General features: G+C 55.1%; 18 protein-coding genes. 10 read left to right on the forward strand and 8 right to left on the reverse strand.

The window, feature by feature from the left end; all coding sequences use genetic code 11:
- Positions 1 to 11 precede the first annotated feature (11 nt).
- On the forward strand, positions 12 to 1436 hold the full coding sequence (gene glnA, locus AAFN83_RS00390) for a type I glutamate--ammonia ligase (RefSeq protein ID WP_347766338.1): 1425 nt from the start codon (positions 12 to 14) through the stop codon (positions 1434 to 1436).
- A 126-nt stretch (positions 1437 to 1562) separates the two neighbouring features.
- Here glnA and AAFN83_RS00395 read toward each other — a convergent pair whose 3' ends face one another.
- The 3 genes from AAFN83_RS00395 to thpR form a co-directional block, all read right to left on the reverse strand.
- Positions 1563 to 2576 carry a LacI family DNA-binding transcriptional regulator gene (locus AAFN83_RS00395; protein ID WP_347766339.1) on the reverse strand — a complete coding sequence of 338 codons (1014 nt, stop codon included), beginning with the start codon at positions 2574 to 2576 and terminating at the stop codon, positions 1563 to 1565.
- Between the two features lie 149 nt (positions 2577 to 2725).
- Entirely contained in the window at positions 2726 to 3313 is a 588-nt protein-coding gene (locus AAFN83_RS00400) for a MerR family transcriptional regulator (protein WP_347766340.1), read from the reverse strand.
- A 174-nt stretch (positions 3314 to 3487) separates the two neighbouring features.
- A complete protein-coding gene (gene thpR, locus AAFN83_RS00405; protein WP_347766341.1) occupies positions 3488 to 4078 on the reverse strand; it encodes an RNA 2',3'-cyclic phosphodiesterase in 591 nt (196 codons plus the stop codon).
- Between the two features lie 129 nt (positions 4079 to 4207).
- On the opposite strand from thpR, the gene serC reads away from it, so the two are divergent.
- Positions 4208 to 5293, forward strand: coding sequence for a 3-phosphoserine/phosphohydroxythreonine transaminase (gene serC / locus AAFN83_RS00410; RefSeq protein WP_347766342.1), 1086 nt, complete (start codon positions 4208 to 4210; stop codon positions 5291 to 5293).
- 85 nt (positions 5294 to 5378) lie between these two features.
- Here serC and AAFN83_RS00415 read toward each other — a convergent pair whose 3' ends face one another.
- Positions 5379 to 5747: a hypothetical protein gene (locus AAFN83_RS00415; RefSeq protein WP_347766343.1), complete on the reverse strand. Its 369-nt coding sequence runs from the start codon at positions 5745 to 5747 to the stop codon at positions 5379 to 5381.
- Positions 5748 to 5805: 58 nt separating this feature from the next.
- Complete coding sequence (locus tag AAFN83_RS00420) at positions 5806 to 6573, reverse strand: response regulator (protein WP_347766344.1); 768 nt, start codon at positions 6571 to 6573, stop codon at positions 5806 to 5808.
- A gap of 152 nt (positions 6574 to 6725) precedes the next feature.
- Between AAFN83_RS00420 and trmL the strand changes: the two genes are divergently transcribed.
- From trmL to AAFN83_RS00435, 3 genes are all read left to right on the forward strand, one after another.
- A complete protein-coding gene (trmL, locus tag AAFN83_RS00425) occupies positions 6726 to 7190 on the forward strand; it encodes a tRNA (uridine(34)/cytosine(34)/5-carboxymethylaminomethyluridine(34)-2'-O)-methyltransferase TrmL (RefSeq protein ID WP_347766345.1) in 465 nt (154 codons plus the stop codon).
- 125 nt (positions 7191 to 7315) lie between these two features.
- Entirely contained in the window at positions 7316 to 7561 is a 246-nt protein-coding gene (locus tag AAFN83_RS00430; RefSeq protein ID WP_347766346.1) for an AbrB/MazE/SpoVT family DNA-binding domain-containing protein, read from the forward strand.
- A 79-nt stretch (positions 7562 to 7640) separates the two neighbouring features.
- Positions 7641 to 8879 carry an MFS transporter gene (locus AAFN83_RS00435; protein WP_347766347.1) on the forward strand — a complete coding sequence of 413 codons (1239 nt, stop codon included), beginning with the start codon at positions 7641 to 7643 and terminating at the stop codon, positions 8877 to 8879.
- A gap of 149 nt (positions 8880 to 9028) precedes the next feature.
- Here AAFN83_RS00435 and thrS read toward each other — a convergent pair whose 3' ends face one another.
- Positions 9029 to 10774, reverse strand: coding sequence for a threonine--tRNA ligase (gene thrS, locus AAFN83_RS00440; protein WP_347766348.1), 1746 nt, complete (start codon positions 10772 to 10774; stop codon positions 9029 to 9031).
- A 611-nt stretch (positions 10775 to 11385) separates the two neighbouring features.
- Positions 11386 to 12099 (reverse strand): DUF2161 family putative PD-(D/E)XK-type phosphodiesterase, encoded by a 714-nt coding sequence (locus AAFN83_RS00445; RefSeq protein ID WP_347766349.1) that lies wholly within the window; start codon positions 12097 to 12099, stop codon positions 11386 to 11388.
- Positions 12100 to 12329: 230 nt separating this feature from the next.
- On the opposite strand from AAFN83_RS00445, the gene AAFN83_RS00450 reads away from it, so the two are divergent.
- Together AAFN83_RS00450 and AAFN83_RS00455 are read left to right on the forward strand one after the other, a co-directional pair.
- Complete coding sequence (locus AAFN83_RS00450) at positions 12330 to 12974, forward strand: GntR family transcriptional regulator (RefSeq protein WP_347766350.1); 645 nt, start codon at positions 12330 to 12332, stop codon at positions 12972 to 12974.
- 45 nt (positions 12975 to 13019) lie between these two features.
- Positions 13020 to 14204, forward strand: coding sequence for a helix-turn-helix domain-containing protein (locus tag AAFN83_RS00455; protein WP_347766351.1), 1185 nt, complete (start codon positions 13020 to 13022; stop codon positions 14202 to 14204).
- A gap of 242 nt (positions 14205 to 14446) precedes the next feature.
- Here the strand turns inward: AAFN83_RS00455 and AAFN83_RS00460 are convergent, their stop codons facing one another.
- The gene (locus AAFN83_RS00460; RefSeq protein ID WP_347766352.1) at positions 14447 to 15343 is read right to left on the reverse strand and encodes an RraA family protein; all 897 of its coding nucleotides are present in this window, start codon (positions 15341 to 15343) and stop codon (positions 14447 to 14449) included.
- Positions 15344 to 15634: 291 nt separating this feature from the next.
- Here AAFN83_RS00460 and AAFN83_RS00465 point away from each other — a divergent pair, with 291 nt between their 5' ends.
- From AAFN83_RS00465 to AAFN83_RS00475, 3 genes are read left to right on the forward strand one after another with little or no spacing between them, the layout of a single operon-like run.
- Positions 15635 to 16540, forward strand: a complete 906-nt coding sequence (locus AAFN83_RS00465) for a carbohydrate ABC transporter permease (RefSeq protein WP_347766353.1) — start codon at positions 15635 to 15637, stop codon at positions 16538 to 16540.
- A complete protein-coding gene (locus AAFN83_RS00470; RefSeq protein ID WP_347766354.1) occupies positions 16540 to 17379 on the forward strand; it encodes a carbohydrate ABC transporter permease in 840 nt (279 codons plus the stop codon). The genes AAFN83_RS00465 and AAFN83_RS00470 overlap by 1 nt, the downstream gene beginning before the upstream one ends.
- A 22-nt stretch (positions 17380 to 17401) precedes the next feature.
- A complete protein-coding gene (locus AAFN83_RS00475) occupies positions 17402 to 18718 on the forward strand; it encodes an ABC transporter substrate-binding protein (RefSeq protein ID WP_347766355.1) in 1317 nt (438 codons plus the stop codon).
- Positions 18719 to 18729: the final 11 nt, after the last annotated feature.

The raw sequence follows: 18729 nt of genomic DNA on the forward strand, positions 1-18729 counted from the left end.
GGTAAAGAATCATGACGGCAGCTAGTGTGTTGGAATTGATTAAGGAGAAAAACATTGAATGGGTAGACTTCCGGTTTGTTGACCTTTCCGGTAAAGCTCACCACATCACGTTGCCTGCTTCCGAAGTCGAGGAAGAAACCTTCGTTAATGGCGTAGCCTTCGACGGTTCCTCCATTCCGGGCTTCCGCGGCATTGAAGAATCCGATATGGTCATGATGCCGGATGCAGAATCCTCCTTCGTGGATCCCTTCACCGCTCACCCGACCTTGGTTGTGATGTGCAACATCTTCACTCCGGATGGCGAACGTTATGACCGTGACCCGCGCAGCATTGCTCAGAAGGCAGAGGAATTCCTTAAGGCATCGGGTGTAGGTACGGCTGCTTTCTTCGCACCAGAATCCGAATTCTTCATCTTTGACGACGTTCGTTACGAAAGCGGCATGAACAAGTCCTACTACGAAGTGGACTCGGAAGAAGCTGTCTGGAACACCGGCCGCAAGGAAGAGGGCGGCAACCTGGGCTTCAAGGTTCGTCAAAAGGGCGGTTACGTTCCGGTGGCTCCTATGGACAGCCAGCAAGATATCCGCAGTGAAATGTGTCGACTCCTGATCGAATCGGGACTGCGCATCGAACGTCACCACCATGAAGTGGCGACGGCAGGTCAAGCGGAAATCAACTTCCGTTTCGATACCCTCACCAAAACAGCTGACAATCTGCTGAAATACAAATACATCGTGCACAACACGGCCCGTCAATGGGGCAAGGTTGCCACCTTCATGCCGAAGCCGCTGTTCGGCGACAACGGTTCCGGGATGCACGTCCACCAAAGTATTTTCAATGGCGATTCCCCGCTGTTCTATGAAAAAGGCGCATATGCCAACCTGAGCGAGATGGCACTCTACTACATCGGCGGGATTCTCCACCATGCACCGGCTCTGATCGCACTGACCAACCCAAGCACGAACTCCTTCAAGCGTCTGGTTCCAGGCTACGAAGCTCCGGTTAACCTGGTCTTCTCGAAGGGCAACCGCTCCGCGGCTGTTCGGATTCCGGTCGCTGCTGTAACGCCGAAGGGCTGTCGCATCGAGTTCCGTACCCCGGACTCCACGGCAAACCCGTACCTGGCCTTCGCCGCTATGCTGCTCGCCGGCTTGGACGGCATCCAAAACAAGATCGATCCTCGCAAGCTGGGCTACGGTCCGCTCGATAAGAACATCTACGAGCTGGCTACGGAAGAGCTGAAGGAAATCCGCAGCGTTCCTGCTTCCCTCGACGAAGCGCTTGACGCTCTGCAAGCGGACAGCGAGTTCCTTACCAAGGGCGGCGTCTTCTCGGAAGACTTCATCGCCAACTACATCGAATTCAAGCGTGGAGAAGCGAAAGCCGTATCCATCCGGGTTCATCCGCACGAATACTCGCTCTACTTCGATTGCTAATTCCGCACTTGATGTCTCTTATACCGGCATCCTCCTTGGAGGATGCCGTTTTTTTCATGGGAGGGAACAACACAAAAAAGCCCTGAGTCGCAAGAAATCGTTGCGATTCAGGGTTTAGCTTGCTTGCTACGAAAGCGGATGGACAGAACGGCCTTGCTTCAATTCAGTCGGCAGGACGACACGGCTCCAGGGCTTGGAGTAAGTTCGGTTCTTGATCCGCTCAAAAAGCAGCTGAGCGCCTTGATAGCCAAACTCATAAGCCTGTTGGGAGACAACGGTCATAAACGAATCGATCTCGGAAAAGGGGCCGAAGTCGTCAAAGCAACAAAGGGAGATGTCTTCCGGTACGGAGAGTCCTCGTCTTCTGAGCAGACGGATGGTCTCCAGGGCCAGAACATTATTGCCTGCAATAATCGCGGTGGGAAAGGGATCGAGGTTATCCAGCCACATCGCCATCTCGGTCAGGTCGCTGACCATTCCGAAGCTTGCCTCGAGGCAGTAGGTGTCCCGGACAGGAATCCCGTTTCGCGAGAGGCCTTCCAGGTAGCCGTGAAACCGATGACGGGCACTGGACACAGAGGAAGATCCGTTGATGAAGGCGATGTTTCGATGGCCTTCGGAGACGAGGTGGTCAACGATGGCATTTCCCCCTTCGTTGCTGTCACCAAGGACAACATCGCACTCGATTCCGGGGACCTCTCGATCCAGCAGGACGAAAGGAACATTGTGTTGACGAAGCAGGTTGAGATGAGGAAGAGAAGCGTCGCTTGTCGGAGCGATCAGCACCCCGTCCGCACGGCTGGACAGGATGGTATCGATGTAATCGGCTTCTTTCAACAGGTTCTCATCGCTGTTGCCGAACAAGAGACGGAAGCCGGATTCTTTGGCCGCATCCTCTGCTCCGCGCGCTACCGTCGTATAAAAAGGGTTGGTAATGTCGGTGATCAGCAGATACAAAAGGTTCGTTTGCTGCAGGACCAAGCTGCGGGCCATATGGTTTGGAACATAATGCATTTCCTCCATGACCTTCTTGACTCGCTGCCGGGTCTTCTCGCTGATGCGTCCGGATTCGTTAATGACTCGGGACACCGTCATGGCGGAGACTTTGGCTTTCTCGGCGATATCGTAAATCGTAACCATTCGAGCAGACTCCTTCAATTCTATTGCCTCTATCTTATAGAAATGTTGGAGCAGGGGCAAGGAATTCCTTTTTGGCTGCAAGAAAAATGCCGCAGCAATCGCCGCGGCCAAATAGAGGAGAGGAGAAAAAAAGGTTAGAAAGAAATGCCTTACAGAAGAGAGCCAATCCAGGATTTACGGCGAACGACAGGTCGATCCTCGGTTGCGGTGAGGCGTCTGTCGGTTGGTTCTCGAAGGGAGTGGGTGAGGGCGTCGAGCGAGCAAGCGAGCTCTCGAACGGATTGCCTCAGCTCATCAAGCTCTCGCCGATGCTCCAGAATTTGATACGTCACGATATCACCGGCTTTACGGTCGAGGCTGCGCTCAAGCTCCATCAGGCGGTCCTTGAGCTCTTCCCAACCGGGAGGATAGGCAGGGCGATCCCAGGAAGGAGAGACAGGCTTGCCCATCCGAACCGCACGGTGTGTGTTTCCCGTTGAAGGGTCTGCGGGAACGAGGACGGGGCCTTCCACCTTATCAAGTGGACTGGGGAGGGAAGGAGATGCATCTGGACCCGATCCTTCGCAATCCGCTGCCCCCTTCAAGGCAGATAGCCGGGGGAGATCATCCGGCTGAAAAACGTAGTGACCGGAGGCGTCCTTGCGAAATTGACCGGGCATCCTCGAGGCCCAGCGCTTGATGGTGGTGGGGCTGACCCCCAAGGCGGCCGCTGCTTCTTTGGTCTTCAAATAATCCATGCCTTACACCCGCTTTCCCGTTGATAGTGTTACCTAATTCGTCCGGAAAATAGGATTTCCTGCAAGGGTGACAAAGGTAGTCAGTGTTCGCTAAACAAAGTGGTTTTCCCGCTTTTCTCGCTCACGGACGCCTGTTTCACCGAACGGGAAACGACGGAATCGGCCACCCGATTCTCACTCGTGATTTAACGGAAAACGAGCGATGGGCTCGTACATGGGAGAGCGATTCAGATGACTTTGATACAAGGTGATGGAGTCAACAAGCCAAGGAAGCGGTAAAGCAAAGCTACCCTCCTCCGCTTCGTGCTGGAGGATGGCTTTGGGATCACCGTCGCCTTCATAGCGTTTGGCGAGTGTAATGTGCGGGGTGTAGGGCCGCTCCTCCACGGAGAAGCCGAGTGCCCCCATTCGGCGATGGATGGCGCCAGCCAGGTCAGAGAGCGAGCGGACATCTCCCTGGACCCCCGCATAGAGAATGCGAGGCGAATGAGGCGGACCGAAGGTACCGAGGCCCTGCATGGCAAGCTCGAACGGGGTGTACAGGCGTGATGCGTCGGCTAACTCGGCCTTGACCTTGTCCACTAACGGAGGAGATACCGGGCCGTGAAAGAAAAGGGTGACGTGGATGTCCTCAGGGTGGGTCCACTTCCGAAAGGGGAGCTTTTGCTGCAGCAGTCGGGTGCGTGATTCCAGCTCTTCCTTTATGGGGACCGGCAGAGACAGGGCGGCAAATAGACGGGGAACCGGGTTTGTAGAAGGATTCACAACACTTACCTCCTTGATAGATTTTTTTGTTTCCACGCGATGGGAGATTCCATTATAATAAGAAGAATCAGGCCACTGACGCGTTAAAGTCTGACCATATGATGGCCACTATGCGAAAGGTGTGGAACAATGAGCAAGCGAGCGTACAACTTCAACGCCGGTCCGGCGGCGCTACCGCTGGAGGTTCTTCAGCAGGCCCAGGAAGAATTGGTGGACTACCGTGGGATCGGGATGTCTCTCATGGAGATTTCCCACCGGAGCAAGGAATACGAAGCGGTGAATGCAGAGACGCAGCAGCTTCTTAAGGACCTGCTGGGCATTCCCGAGGGGTACAAGGTGCTTTTCCTGCAAGGCGGAGCGAGCACCCAGTTTGCCATGATCCCGCTGAACTTCCTTTCGGAAGGCAAGGTCGGGGCTTACGTGCACACCGGAAGCTGGGCGGAGAAGGCGATCAAGGAAGCAGAGCTGATCGGCCAAACGGCGATTGCGGCTGAGACAAAGCCGGGCACCTTGTCCATCCCTGCGCTTTCCGAAATCCAGATTCCGGAGAATGCGGCTTATCTTCATATTACCTCCAACGAAACGATTGCAGGAACCCAGTATCAGGAGTATCCGGATACGGGCTCGGTTCCGCTCATCGCGGACATGTCGAGCGACATTCTCAGCCACCCCTTTGATGTATCCAAGTTCGGACTGATTTATGCGGGAGCTCAGAAGAACCTCGGTCCTTCCGGCGTTACCGTAGTCATCATCCGCGAGGACTTGCTTGAGAAGGCGAACAAGAAGCTGCCGACCATGCTTCGCTACAGTGTTCATGCCAAGAATGACTCGCTCTACAACACGCCGCCTGCTTACTCCGTCTACATCGTCAACCTCGTGCTGAAGTGGCTCACGAAGCTGGGCGGTCTTGAAGCGGTAGCCAAGCTCAACAAGGAGAAGACCGACCTGCTGTACGACGTGTTTGACAACAGCGGCGGCTTCTACGAAGGGCTTGCCGAGAAAGGCAGCCGATCCACGATGAACGTAACCTGGAAGCTGAAGGACGAGGAGCTGGAGAAGAAGTTCATTCAGGAGTTCCCTTCCCAAGGGTTCATCGGCTTGAAGGGCCATCGCAGTGTCGGCCATCTGCGTGCCTCAACTTACAACGCTGTGCCGTACGAAGCTTGTAAAGCGCTCGCGGACTTCCTGAAGGACTTCCAGCAGCGCAACGGGTAACTCCTGTTCATCCGCTGTATACCTCCTGCCATTAAATCAAAAGCCTCCGTCCCAGAATCGGGATTCGGAGGCTTTTTTTGAGGGCTTAGTCTTGAAGCTTTTCTAGCACGGAGGACAAATAGATGGATTCCTCACTCGATTGGGGGAGTCCTGTAGATTGCATGAACTTCTCCAAATCCATACGGGTGATTCCTTTTTGGCGATAATCTTCCGCTTCATGCGTGGTTAACCATTCCAAGGAGTATTCCGACCCATCCTTCTCTAGTGGAGGCACGGAGACTTTCGGCAACTGATCAGCCTCATCACTTGGCATGGTTGTTTCGGGATTGTTGCTTGCCGAAATATCCTGCCAAAACGAGCAAGCTGGTGAAAACGTTGTAACCCGAAGGTTTGTTGTAATTTTTTGGGTAAGTTTATTCCGTTGTAAAAAAAAGAAAAGAGGCAGGATTCTCAATTTAAGGGTGAGAAATCCTGTCTCTTATTGTTCATTAAGGAGTGATGTAGTCTTTGCCCTATTCCCCTTCCGAGGAAAGAGCGGACATGGACGAATCTTTGAGCGTCCAACTGCCGGGGACAAAGCGGCGCGTTCCCTGCAGCTTGTAGCCGACATTGCGCACGGTCGTGATGTATTCCGGTTGGCGCGGGTTTTTCTCGATCTTGTCGCGCAGGTGGCTGATATGCACGTCGACGATTCGGGTATCGCCAAGGAAGTGATAATCCCACACGCCATGAAGCAGCTGAATGCGGGTCAGCACCTTGCCGGAATGACGGCAGAGGAAATGGAGAAGATCGAATTCCTTCGGAGTGAGATCGATCGGGTCTCCGTGCAGGGTGACCTCGCGGTTTGCGACTTTGATGCAGAGCGGGCCCGCCTCGAGCAGATCATCCTCGGGGATGCGGTCGGGGTTTTTTTCGGTACGGCGGAGAATGGCTTTGATGCGCGAGACCAGCTCCGGCGGGCTGAAGGGCTTCGTCATGTAATCATCCGCCCCGTTGTCAAGGCCGGCGATCCGGTCTTGAACATCCGTGAGGGCGGTAAGGAAAAGAACGGGGACCTGGTTGCCGGATTGACGCAACTGGCGGCAAACCTGAATTCCGTTGGCTTTTGGAAGCATCCAGTCCAGGATGATCAAGTCGGGACGAAAGACAGGCATCACTTCGAAGACCGCTTCGCCATCTGCCACCGACCGAACCTCGTAACCGGCCTGCTTCAGGTTGAACTCAAGCAGCATCGAAATGGACGGCTCATCGTCTACCACTAGAATCTTTTGTTTGCTCATGGGGATGCTTTGCTCCTCTCCGCTTCATTCTTTGTCTATTATCGCTCTGGTAAATCAAGGCCGGATTATCGATAAATAAACGGAATGTTAAATTTGTACCTGAGGGAGATTCATGTATAATAGAATAGAAGAGATGTGAGGTGCACCTTGGGATGGCTTTTCATATTGTATTAGTAGAACCTGAGATCCCGGCAAATACGGGAAACATATCACGCACTTGCGCTGCAACCGGCTCCTGGCTCCATTTGGTCCGCCCGCTCGGCTTTTCGACGGACGATAAGGTCCTGAAGAGAGCCGGGCTTGATTATTGGGACAAGCTTCATCTGGCGTATCATGACTCGTTTGATGAAGTGAGGCAGCAGTACCCGGATGCGCGTTTTTTTTGCGCGACGACCAAAGCGAAGCAGACGTACACCGATTTCGAATACCGGGATGGAGACTTTTTTGTGTTCGGAAAAGAAACGAAGGGGCTGGACCCTGACATTCTTGCCGCACACCCGAACACCTGCATCCGGCTTCCCATGGGACCGGATATCCGCTCGCTGAACTTGTCCAACTCGGTGGCCGTCGTCCTCTATGAAGGACTTCGCCAGACTGGCTTTCCCGGTCTGCACTAACCCACAGGGGTGAACCGGAACAGGATGGTTGGCCATCAATAGCCAATGCACTACCTTTGACACAGAGGTTCTTGTTTTCGGATGTCCATAAAAAGCATACTAAAGAAAGAGTGAGGGGATTCATCATGAAACCGGCTGGAATCGTAAGAAAGGTTGACCAACTGGGCCGCATTGTACTGCCGAAATCTCTGCGCAAGAGATACCAAATGAACGAGGGAGACCCGATCGAAATTCTCGTGCAAGGAGATCAAATTCTTCTGGAACGCTATCGTCCGAGATGTGTATTCTGCACAGGTATGGAGGGAGTTAGTGAATTCAAGGACCGCTTTGTCTGCAGCCAATGCTTTAGTGAAATGAATCAACTGAAGTAAGCCCCATTCGACCCACCCTATGCATGAAAAAAACGCGCCATCTTCAACGAGAGGATGGCGCTTTTGGTTAAGGAGACCTATGAGAGCTGAACGTTTTCGGCTGCGATCCCGCTTCGCTCCAGCAGCCGTTCCACCCGAGAAAAGGCTGTCTCAGGACGCCAAGCTGTCGCTCATCATTCATTTCCTTTTTCAGTTCGGGGCTTCCATGTCGGGGGTCTTCTTAAATCTGTACCTCTGGCGCCTTACTGAGAGCCTGACCATTAACGGAATCTATAACATCATCAACTTTGGGATTTCTCCCTTCGCCTTTGCTGTCGGGGGCTGGCTGGCCAAGAAGCGGGACCCGCTCTTCGTCTACCGGATCGGAATAGCCTGGATCGCCATCTTTTATCTCGTGGTGCTCCTGGTGCAGGAGCGGGTGGTCGAGCTGTATCCCTGGTTTGCGCTTCTCGGCGGCATCGGCGGCGGCTTGTATTGGGTGGGCTACCTGGTTCTCATGTATGATGTATGCACGGAGGCCAATCGGATCCGCTACCTGGCGTTCAACACCATTTTCTTCACAGCAGCGGGACTCGCCGGCCCTGCGATCGCCGGGTTCGTCATCGCAAGGAGCGGGCAGCTCAGCGGCTACCTGATCGTGTTCGCCAGCACCTTCGTCCTGCTTCTGCTCGCCGCGGTCGGAAGCTTGAAGATTCGGCCCATCCTCTCCCGGCGCAAGCGGTACTTCCTGCACTTCGGGCCGCTCATCATGCTGCGGAACCGGGAATGGCTGATTGGGCTCGGCGGCTACCTGGTGCTCGGCCTCTTTCAGGGCTCGATGCTGTTTCTTCCGAACATCCTGCTTTATCGAGTGCTGGCCCGCGAAGACTTCATCGGGTACCTGGGCGTGCTGTTCTCCGGTGTTTCCATCGTCGTTGCTTACTTCATCTCCCGCTATGCGAGGGAGGAGCGGCGCACCACCTACCTGTGGGTAGCCGGCATAGGTTTAGCAGGCGGGGCGGCCATCCTTCAGATCGGCTACGGGGTTGCCTCTATCCTTGGTTTCCTCGTGATGAATGCGCTCTTCAGCCCCCTCCAAGGGAATACGATGACGTCCTTCTACTTTGGGGTAACCTCTCGTCTTCCACTGAAAGGGCAACTTCGCGTAGAAGCGGTCGTCTTCCGCGAAGCCTTCCTCAACCTGGGGCGGATTCTCTCCATCAGCGTGCTGATCGTGTTCGCCGCAGATCTCGCGACCGACAAGCTGACCTTGATCCTGCTCGTCACCGCCTGCACCCAACTGGTGCTGCCGCTTATGGTTAGGCAGGTTCGACGGTAGCGGCGGCTTTTGCCCGAGAGTTATGGCCTTTTCTGCACGGCAGCCCCCTCTTCGTAGGAAGAGGGGGCTGTTTCTTTTATGGTCCCGTGCCGATGAGTGAGGGCTCTAGGAACGGTTGGCTTTATTCGGTTGAGGGAATGGCGGCTACATTACATCCTTGCAGCGATCTCCTTCGTCCAGTCCTCCACCAACTGCTCCACGGAGTGAACGCCTTGGTCCCCCTCGCCGCGCTTGCGGACGGCAGCCGTGCCCGCAGCTTGTTCCTGGTCGCCCAAGACGAGAACATAGGGCACCTTCTGAGCGCCGGCCTCGCGAATGCGATAGCCCAGCTTCTCGTCGCGGCCATCGACCTCCGCTCGGATGCCGGCCTGGGCCAGGCGCTGCTTGACCTCCAGCGCATAGGAGAGATGCTTCTGGGCGACCGGCAGCAGCTTGACTTGAACCGGCGCTAGCCAAAGTGGGAACTGGCCGGCGTAGTGCTCGATCAGAATGCCCATGAAGCGGTCAATCGAGCCGAATACGGCGCGGTGAATGACAACGGGGCGATGCTTGGCGCCGTCTTCCCCGATGTAGTGGAGATCGAATTTCTCCGGCATCTGGAAGTCGAGCTGAATCGTGGCGCACTGCCAGCTTCGTCCGATGGCGTCGCGGATATGGAAATCGATCTTCGGTCCATAGAAGGCGCCGTCCCCGGCATTCAAGCGGTATTCGCTGCCGCGATGGTTCAGCACGTTTGCCAAAGCCGATTCGGCTTGGTCCCATAGCTCCGGCGCTCCCATGGAATCTTCCGGCCTCGTGGACAGCTCCATCGAGTAGGAGAAGCCAAACACACGGTACATCTTGTCGATCAAATCGATGACTTTGCCGATCTCCTCCTCGATCTGCTCCGGCGTGACGAAGAGGTGGGCGTCGTCCTGGCAGAACGAGCGCACGCGCATCATCCCGTTCAAAGCCCCGGACAGCTCGTGCCGGTGCACCTGTCCGAATTCCGCCATGCGGAGGGGAAGCTCGCGGTAAGAATGCAGATCGTTCTTGTAGATCAGCATGTGTCCCGGGCAATTCATCGGCTTGAGGGCAAAGCGGGCATCATCGACATCCGCGAAATACATGTTATCGCGGTAATGATCCCAGTGCCCGGATTGCTCCCACATGCGCTGGTTCATGAGAAAAGGCGTCCGCACCTCGTCGTAGCCATTTTCACGCAGAAGCTCACGGGAGAACTGCTCCAGTTGGCCGCGGAGCACCGCGCCTTTGGGCAGGTAGAAGGGCATGCCCGGCGCTTCCTCCGAGAACATGAACAGCCCAAGCTCACGGCCGAGCTTGCGGTGATCCCGTTCGCGCGCTTCCTCCTGCTGCTTCAAGTAGGCATCCAGCTCCTCGTTCGATGCGAACAAGACGCCGTAGATCCGCTGGAGCATCGGTCGGCTGCTGTCTCCGCGCCAATAGGCGCCGGCCACGCTCGTCAGGCGAAAGGCTTCGGGCAGCTCCCCCGTGGACGCCAGATGCGGGCCGCGGCACAAATCGGCAAACTCACCCTGCCGGTAGAGCGTGAGCGACTCGGACTCGGGGAGATCCTGGATCAGTTCCACCTTGTAGCCTTCACCCTTCTTGGCGAAATGAGCAAGTGCGTCTTCCCGGTTTAGCGATTCACGCACAATGGGCAGCTGTTCCTGACGGATGCGGCGCATCTGGGCATCAATGTCCGCCAGATCGCTCGGCGTCAGCGTCCGGGGAAGCTCCAGGTCGTAGTAGAAGCCGTCTTCGATGACCGGTCCGATGCCCAGACGAACCTCTTGCTCCCCGTACAGGCGCTTCACCGCCTGAGCCAGGACATGCGCCGCCGTGTGACGGGCTACCTCAAGATTGAGCTTGTCGTTTGCTTGGCTGTCTTTCATGATTCGATTCCTCCTCAGGGATAGTTGAACGCAAAAAAACACTCGATCCCAAGGGACGAGTGCGTTCAGCTCGTGGTTCCACCCTGATTCGACTCCCCTCCATCGTCCGCAAAAGAAGCGGTGCGATCCTGAAGGGCGAGGAGTCCTCATTGACGATCCGGTAACGGGGATAAATCGGCTGTGCATAAAGCCGATCACCCTGGTGGGCGAGTCGGGTTCCGCACAGCGGCTGCAAAGGGGTAACCCCGTCTATTCGCTGAAGGTGCTTTCACCACGCACACCTCTCTCTGACAGCTAGCCGACGGGATCTTGTCTTTGGTCTTGGCCGATGGAATATTGTTGCTCATTATAGACCTGACTTTTAGGGAATGTCAACCCATGGATAATGAGAACCCAATTTCGCGTGATTGATATAAGTGATGCATGGCTTCGCGAAGCGTCAGCCAGTCGTCACTTTTTTCGGGAGCGAGATGCGGTTTCTTCCTTCTTGGTCGGCTTCTTTGCTCCGCTTTTTCGCTTAGCGGCGGGCTTCCGAGGAATGGGGGCTGCGGAGTCGCCCGTTTCAGACGGCGCAGCTTGCGAAGCCGGTATCACGGCGCTCTTGTCCTCGGCTAAAGAAGGTCATTCTCAGCTGCAACGGCCACTTGCGAGGCACGCGGCAGGCCCTCCAGCACATGAGCGTAGGTGGAAAGAGCTTCTTGGCCGATGGGCGTCAGCGCATAATGGCCCTTGTCCACATGCTCAAACCAGCGGTAGTAATTGATCCGCATGAGCGTGGCCGCCTTCTCATAGCCGGTGAGCCGCCGCACCTCGCGCGTACTGGCTCGGCCGCCCAGCTCGTGCAGGCAGCGCGCGCAGGCGAGCGCCTTCTCGCGGTAGGAGGTCACGAGCTTCACCTTCGTGCTGCCGCCTACATTGTAATCGCCGCTGCGCTCCTTGAACTCGCGCACGAGGCGGACGGTCTTCACCGCGCGGCGAGAATGCGCGTGCGAGAACGGCTCCGGGTCGCAGAGCGCTTCGACGGCGGGGGCTTTCGTCTTGTAGAAGCGTACGGTGAGCAGCCCGAGGCCGAGCCGCCGGCACAGCCGAACCAGCTCGCCCCAACCTAGCCCGTAAGGAGCTTTGCCCGTGGCGGGGCGCTCAACGGCAAGATATACGCGGTCCGAGCGCTGCAGCCGCTCGATCCCTTGGATGACGAGCGGCAGATTGAACGTCTTTTTCAATTCAACGAGAACCGGCGCTTCTTCGCCCCTCATGGCGACGAGATCGCAGTTCATCACCTCGGCCTTCACCTCGTAGCCGAGCCGTTCAAAAAATCGTTTCACCGGAGCATATAACTCCGTTTCACTATGGATCGGCACGTTCCTTAGCTCCCTGTAAGTACCAAACCGGCACGGTTTTAATGAGCCTATTATAGCATAGGGAAGAGAAATGGAACGGTTGTTCGCCAAAAAAGAGAGCAGAAAGACGGTTGATGAAAGCGTCCCCATCTGCTACAATAAAAACACCGATTATCGATTATCGATAATCGATAATCGAAGGAGTGAACCGAAAGATGAACGCAGCGAACGGCTCGTTGATATCGACCTCGATCAGCCAGCAAATCTATGATCAGATCAAGAAGGACATCGTAACCGGGGTATACACACCCGGTGATCGGCTGCTCGTCCTTGAGCTGGCGGATCGCTTTAAGGTAAGCCAAGCGCCGGTTCGCGAGGCGCTGGAGCGGCTTCGTCACAGTGAGCTGGTGATCAGCTCTCCCAATAAAGGCTCGGTCGTCTCCGACATCTCCGCGAAGGAGATTCGCGAAATTTTCGAGCTTCGCGAGATGCTCGAAGTCTATGCCATCCGCAAAGCGCTGCCCCGGCTGGCGAAGGACGATTACGACCAGATGGCACGCTCGGTTAACCTTATGGCAGAAGCGGTGGAACAGAAGGATATCATGTTAATCCTCCAAGCGGATCTCGACTTCCACGGGTATCTCTACGAGCACTCCGACAATCAGATGGCGCTCGACATTTGGAACCGGATGAAGCTGAAGATGAAGCGCTTCATGGCCATTTCGCTCAAGGTCGATACGATCGAATTCATGGTGGAGGAGCATTACAGTCTCCTGGAGCTGTTGAAGGCAGGAGACGCCGAAGTGGCAGAAAAACGGTTTGTTCAGCACATGCAGAGCTACAAGCTGTTCGATTTATAAACGATATCGAAACGCGATTCAACCAGGGAAAGGGAAGAGAAGCCTATGGATATCGAATTGCTTAGCGAATGCAGCACGGCCATCCAACGAGTGATCAGTCAACGTTTCCTAAGCGATCTCATTCGAAAGCCCGCCCGAAAAAACCTAACCATCACCGACCGGGAGCGATTATCCATTCCCGAGGAGTGTCGTTCGAACGCGGCCATTGCCATTCTGGATACGCGGACAAACCGGGAGGAACCGCCTGAAGTGGAGAGTCTTCGCGAGCAGCTTCATGTAGAGCTGGAGCATCAGCTTGGAGGTCGCTCTGTTTTTCTTCAAGCCGAAGAGGGGCTCTTTATCTGCCTGTTTCCCGCGAACAACAGTCCGCATTGGGAGCGAATTCAACGGGAAGCCTCTCGGTACGCTCCGTTAACGCTGAGCATCTCGATCGGGGAACGCAGCAAGGATCTTTCTCTCGTTCATGAATCGTATAGGCAAGCGGTTCGCTTGGCTCACGTGGTCTTCTCCAAAGGCCCGGGGGTCTATTATGCCGCCGACCATTTGCCTTACCAAGCCGAAGTGGAGTACCCTCATTCCTCGCAAAATGAGATTTTGGTCGAGATGGAGGAGAACTCTCTCGACGGACTTAAAGCAGCGGTTCACTCCTTCTATGAAGGGCTTTATGAGCAGGGTGTGATCGAAATCGACCTCGTTTACCTGATGACCATTCGGCTGGTCATTTCCTTGGAGCAAGCGCTAGCCAAAGGCGGGTCGGAGCGCTATGCGCTGCCGTTGTTGGACATCACGAAAACCGAGTATCGCTCGGAGCTTGAAGAGAAAGTCTATGGAATCCTCAACCAACTGCGCGAGCTTTCTCTCCTGGCCAAACCGCAGGAGGACGGCAATATCATTGAACGGTCCATCGAGCATATGAAAAAGGATGTCGCCAACACCTCGCTGCAGCAGGTTGCGGCTCAGGTATATGTGACGCCGAATTACTTGAGCATGCTGTTCAAAAGCCGAACCGGCAGAACGTTCATCGACACGTTGACCGATCTGCGCATGGAGGAGGCCAAGCGGCGCATTGCCGAGACGGGCTCCAAAAACTTCGAAATCTCTCAGGATGTCGGGTATCAGGACCCTCGGTATTTCAGCAAGCTGTTCAAGCAAAAGGTAGGCATGACCCCGAGCGAATATCGGGAGCGGATGGGCCGTTCCACGCTATTGGTCAGTCGGCAGCTAGGCTAAGCCTGTCACGCTGGAGACCGGAAGAAGCAGAACGTTTGGACCCGCTTCGAGCCAATCGATCAGCCGAGGGCTGGTCTTCGAAGAACAAGGAGCTTTCCCCAAGGCAGGTTTTGCTTGCTTTAGGGAAAGCTCCTTTTTGCATAAGAAGAAGCCAATCCCCCGTTGTAATAATAGAAGCCTATCCCGCGCTTGCGCAGGATAGGCTCGTTGTCGTTCTCATCTGAAATCGTTCTGCCAACCGCCTACGCTCGGACTTGGGGCAATCCCTCGTCGCCGCGGTTGCGGGCTTCTTCCAGCTCATGCTCCCAGATCAGATGACGGTATAGTTTAGCTTGCTCCTCTTGCTGGAACCAGGCCATGAAATCATCCCAAATCTCGACGGTCCAGGGTGAATCGATCTGAGCAGTTGAATACGTGCCCGAGCGGAGTCGGATGAAGCCGAAGATGTCGCGCACCTGCGATTTTTCCGCTTCGATTACCGCTTGCTCTGCCAGGTGAGGGGGAATGAAGATGACGCCGTTCGGTGTGCCGAAGACAATATCCCCCGGCAGGCAGACGGCGGCTCCGATGCGGCAAGGAACGTTCATGCCGGTCATGACGACATCGGCGATGGCGGTCGGGTCCGAGCCGCGGTAATAGACATTGATGCCGTCGATCTGCTCCACTTGGGAGTTGTCGCGAATCCCACCCCAGATCACAGCTCCGCCGCTGCCTGTCCGAGCGGCAATCGCCGTCGACAGGTTGCCCCCCACATAGGTTCCAAGGTGCACCTTGTCAAACATATCGACGACGGCAACGTCGCGATCCTGGAGCACGTCGATCACCCATTGGTTGTAAAAGCCTTTGCGCCCTTCGGACGCGCCAACTGCCACCAAGGTCTCGTGCAGGTCGGGCCGGGTCGGCACCATCACGGCGGTGACGGCACGTCCAACCATAACCTCGTTGGGGTGCACGATCTTAAAGCCGCCTTCAAATTGGAAGCGATAGCCGTTATTCCAGAGCGGCCCCCAAGCCTCTTCCAGGGTAATGCGTTTTACGCGATCCAAGAGATCATCGGATACCTTCGGTCTGCCGTTCTCGAAGCGCTCTCCGTTCCATTTTTCTGTCCATTTCAAGATATCTTCTTTGCGATCAAACATGAGTTCACCTCTCCTATCGATTTGGTCCCTTTCATCATAACCAGGATGCCTGCGGGGAACCATCCGCGAAAGTTACGCTCTTTTTTTCGAAATCCTGTAGATTTCTCTACGTCTTATTTCACTCGAGAGGCGAAGCGATGCCTTGGCGAGGTTTCGAATGAAATCGGTTACAAAATGCTTAAAAAGCTCCCCCCTCCAGAATAAATTCCTCTGCTTTTAAGGCAAAAAGGGCGGTGCTATAGTGGGAGCAGTCTTCTAAAACCCTAACGGAATCGAGGTGTTAGTCTTGAAATGAGTATCCTTTCTACAAAAGCCAAAAGAGAGGCAGGGCGCCATCTCACAGGCTATCTATTCATTTCTCCCTGGCTGGTCGGCTTTCTTGCCTTATCGCTCTGGCCGATCCTCCAATCCTTGTATCTCTCCTTCACCGATTACTCCTTGCTTGAAGCACCGAGATGGATCGGGTCGGCCAATTACAAGGACATCGTCCATGATCCGCTCTTCTACAAATCGTTAACCGTTACCCTCACCTTCGTTTTTGCATCGGTTCCGCTCAAGCTGGCCTTTTCCCTCCTGGTCGCCATGCTGCTGAATCGAAGCATTCGCGGGATCAACCTGTACCGCACCGCCTTCTATTTCCCTTCGTTGATCGGAGGTAGCATCGCGGTGTCGGTTCTGTGGAGAAACATGTTCGGAATGGACGGCTACATCAACAAGATTTTGTCCATCTTCGGCATTGAGGGGACCGGCTGGATCTCAAGCCCGGATACGGCCCTTGGAACCCTGGTGCTGCTCAATGTCTGGCAATTCGGTTCGACGATGGTCATTTTCCTCGCCGGACTGAAGCAGATTCCCAAGGAGCTCTATGAGTCCTCCTCGGTGGACGGAGCAGGCGTGTTCCGCAAATTCTTCAGCATTACCTTGCCCATGCTGTCCCCGGTTCTGTTCTTCAACCTGATTCTGGGCATCATCGGCTCCTTCCAAATGTTTACCTCTGCGTTCATTATCACGAAGGGCGGCCCCGCGAACGAGACGTACACCTATGCGCTGTTCCTATATGAAAAGGCATTCAGTCAATTCCAGATGGGCTACGCGTCCGCTTTGGCCTGGATTCTGCTGGTCATCATCGCGCTCTTCACGCTCTTGAACTTCGCCGCATCCAAGTATTGGGTGTTCTACGAAACGGAGGCGAGGTAATGGAACTCTCTCGATCCCGTTCTCGTTCCGTTCTGATTCATCTGCTCATGATCGCAGCCTCCATTGTCATGCTATACCCCGTGTTCTGGTGGGTGGGGGCATCGCTGAAGGATGCCTCCGAGATGAGCTCCGCCGCAATCTGGCCGAAGAAGCCGGTCTGGGATAACTTTGTCAAAGGGTGGAACTTCTCCAAGGAATATACGTTCGCCCGCTTCTTCGGAAACACCCTGCTCATGGAAGCCTGGAATGTGATCGGGGCTGTGATCAGCAGCTCGCTCGTCGCATTCGGTTTTTCCCGGATCAAATTCGCCTTGAGCAAGTTCTGGTTCGCCGTCCTGCTCATGACGATGATGCTGCCCGGGCAGGTCACCTTGATTCCCCAGTACATCATGTACAACAACCTGGGATTCGTGAACAGCTACGTTCCGCTGGTTCTGCCGCATTTTCTGGGAGGGGGCGCCTTCTTCGTCTTCTTGGTATGCCAGTTCATTCGCGGGATTCCGAGGGAGCTGGACGAAGCAGCCAAAATCGACGGCACGTCTACCTTCGGCCTGTATTATCGCATTATCCTGCCGCTGATCCTACCGGCACTCGTGAATGTGGCGATCTTCACCTTCATCTGGAGCTGGGATGATTTCATGTCCCAGATGCTCTACCTGAACAGCATTGATAAATACACGGTCGGTCTGGCACTGCGCATGTTTATCGACCAGTTTGACGTTCAGTGGGGACAGCTGCTTGCCATGTCTTTGCTCTCGGTAATGCCGTCTGCACTGATCTTCCTCTTCGCCCAACGATATTTTGTCGAAGGGATCGCTACAACCGGATTGAAAGGGTAACCATCACAGGGAGATGATACGAATGAGAAAACCAAAAGGGGCTCTTGCCATTCTGTCCACGGTAATCACCATGTCGCTTCTCGTAACCGCTTGCGGAGGCGCTAAATCGTCGAATAGCTCCGACCCGAAGAGCAGCGGATCCGCAGGAACGGCGGATACGGCGAAACTGAACATCATGTGGTGGGGGTCTCAGGAGCGCCATGATGCAACGGCGCAAGCACTCGATCTCTACACGAAAAACAACGCCGGCATCACCTTCTCGCCGCAGTATACGGACTGGGACGGCTATTGGAAGAAGCTGCCGACCTTGGCCGCATCCAAGTCGATGCCCGATGTTTTCCAAATGGATGCTGCCTACATTCAAGAGTATGTCAGCCGGGGATTGCTTGAGGACCTGACGGCGATTGACCTGGGCGGAACCATCGATCAGGGGGTCATCGACAAATCCAAGATTGACGGCAAGCTGTATGGGGTTCCCCTCAGCTACAATGGAACGGGCTTTGTGTACAACAAGCCGGAGCTGGAAGCCGCCGGGATGACCTTGCCGAAGAAGGATTGGACGTGGGATGAGTTCTTCGCCTTTGCAGAGGAAGGCCGTCAGAAGCTGCCGGCTGGCAAATACGCGATTGGCGACTATACAACGGTCTGGAATTGGTACCAAGACTACCAGATGGCATACGGCAAAGGCCCGATGTTCCAGGACGGAACGAAGCTGAACATCGACAAGGACCTCTGGTTCACCTTCCAGAAGAAATATGAGGATTTCCGTGCACGGGATATCATCCCGAAGGCGGCCGTTTCGGCAGCAACAGTGGAAAATGATCCGAAGGCCGACCCGCTGCTGTCTGGCTTGACGATGACGCGCGGTGTTGCAGTTGGCGCAGTCAGCGCCCTGGAGAAGATGATGCCGGGCAAGTTGGAAGTGGTCAACAATCCGGTCGGGCCAAACGGCGGCGGCTGGGCGCAGTCGACGATGTACTGGGTCGTCAGCAAAGACTCGGAGCACAAGGAAGCCGCTGCGAAATTCCTGAAATGGATCGTGTCGGATCCGGAAGCCGGTAAGATCCTGAAGACCACCCGCGGCATTCCGATCAGCAGCACCATCTTTGACTCGATCAAGTCGGAGCTGTCGGAAGGAGAGCTTCTCGGGATTGAAATGTACAACATGGCCGCGGACAAGGCGATGCCCTTCGCTCCGGCTCCTCCGGGATGGGCCGATTTCGTGAAGACCTATTCCGATACGATGACCGAGGTCATGTTCAAAAAGAAGACCCTGGATGAGGCATTTGACGTTATTATGAAGAAGGGCGAAGATACCCAGGCCCGATTAGCGAAGTGAGGATGGATGAG

This window comes from Gorillibacterium sp. CAU 1737, from assembly GCF_039888655.1.
GTDB lineage: Bacteria > Bacillota > Bacilli > Paenibacillales > NBRC-103111 > Gorillibacterium.

Excerpts from the sequence above, each read along its gene's own strand:
- glnA (WP_347766338.1), top strand. The coding sequence starts at position 12 with ATGACGGCAGCTAGTGTGTTGGAATTGATTAAGGAGAAAAACATTGAA.
- AAFN83_RS00395 (WP_347766339.1), bottom strand. The coding sequence starts at position 2,576 with ATGGTTACGATTTACGATATCGCCGAGAAAGCCAAAGTCTCCGCCATG.
- AAFN83_RS00400 (WP_347766340.1), bottom strand. The coding sequence starts at position 3,313 with ATGGATTATTTGAAGACCAAAGAAGCAGCGGCCGCCTTGGGGGTCAGC.
- serC (WP_347766342.1), top strand. The coding sequence starts at position 4,208 with ATGAGCAAGCGAGCGTACAACTTCAACGCCGGTCCGGCGGCGCTACCG.
- AAFN83_RS00420 (WP_347766344.1), bottom strand. The coding sequence starts at position 6,573 with ATGAGCAAACAAAAGATTCTAGTGGTAGACGATGAGCCGTCCATTTCG.
- trmL (WP_347766345.1), top strand. The coding sequence starts at position 6,726 with ATGGCTTTTCATATTGTATTAGTAGAACCTGAGATCCCGGCAAATACG.
- AAFN83_RS00430 (WP_347766346.1), top strand. The coding sequence starts at position 7,316 with ATGAAACCGGCTGGAATCGTAAGAAAGGTTGACCAACTGGGCCGCATT.
- AAFN83_RS00435 (WP_347766347.1), top strand. The coding sequence starts at position 7,641 with ATGAGAGCTGAACGTTTTCGGCTGCGATCCCGCTTCGCTCCAGCAGCC.
- thrS (WP_347766348.1), bottom strand. The coding sequence starts at position 10,774 with ATGAAAGACAGCCAAGCAAACGACAAGCTCAATCTTGAGGTAGCCCGT.
- AAFN83_RS00450 (WP_347766350.1), top strand. The coding sequence starts at position 12,330 with ATGAACGCAGCGAACGGCTCGTTGATATCGACCTCGATCAGCCAGCAA.
- AAFN83_RS00455 (WP_347766351.1), top strand. The coding sequence starts at position 13,020 with ATGGATATCGAATTGCTTAGCGAATGCAGCACGGCCATCCAACGAGTG.
- AAFN83_RS00460 (WP_347766352.1), bottom strand. The coding sequence starts at position 15,343 with ATGTTTGATCGCAAAGAAGATATCTTGAAATGGACAGAAAAATGGAAC.
- AAFN83_RS00465 (WP_347766353.1), top strand. The coding sequence starts at position 15,635 with ATGAGTATCCTTTCTACAAAAGCCAAAAGAGAGGCAGGGCGCCATCTC.
- AAFN83_RS00470 (WP_347766354.1), top strand. The coding sequence starts at position 16,540 with ATGGAACTCTCTCGATCCCGTTCTCGTTCCGTTCTGATTCATCTGCTC.
- AAFN83_RS00475 (WP_347766355.1), top strand. The coding sequence starts at position 17,402 with ATGAGAAAACCAAAAGGGGCTCTTGCCATTCTGTCCACGGTAATCACC.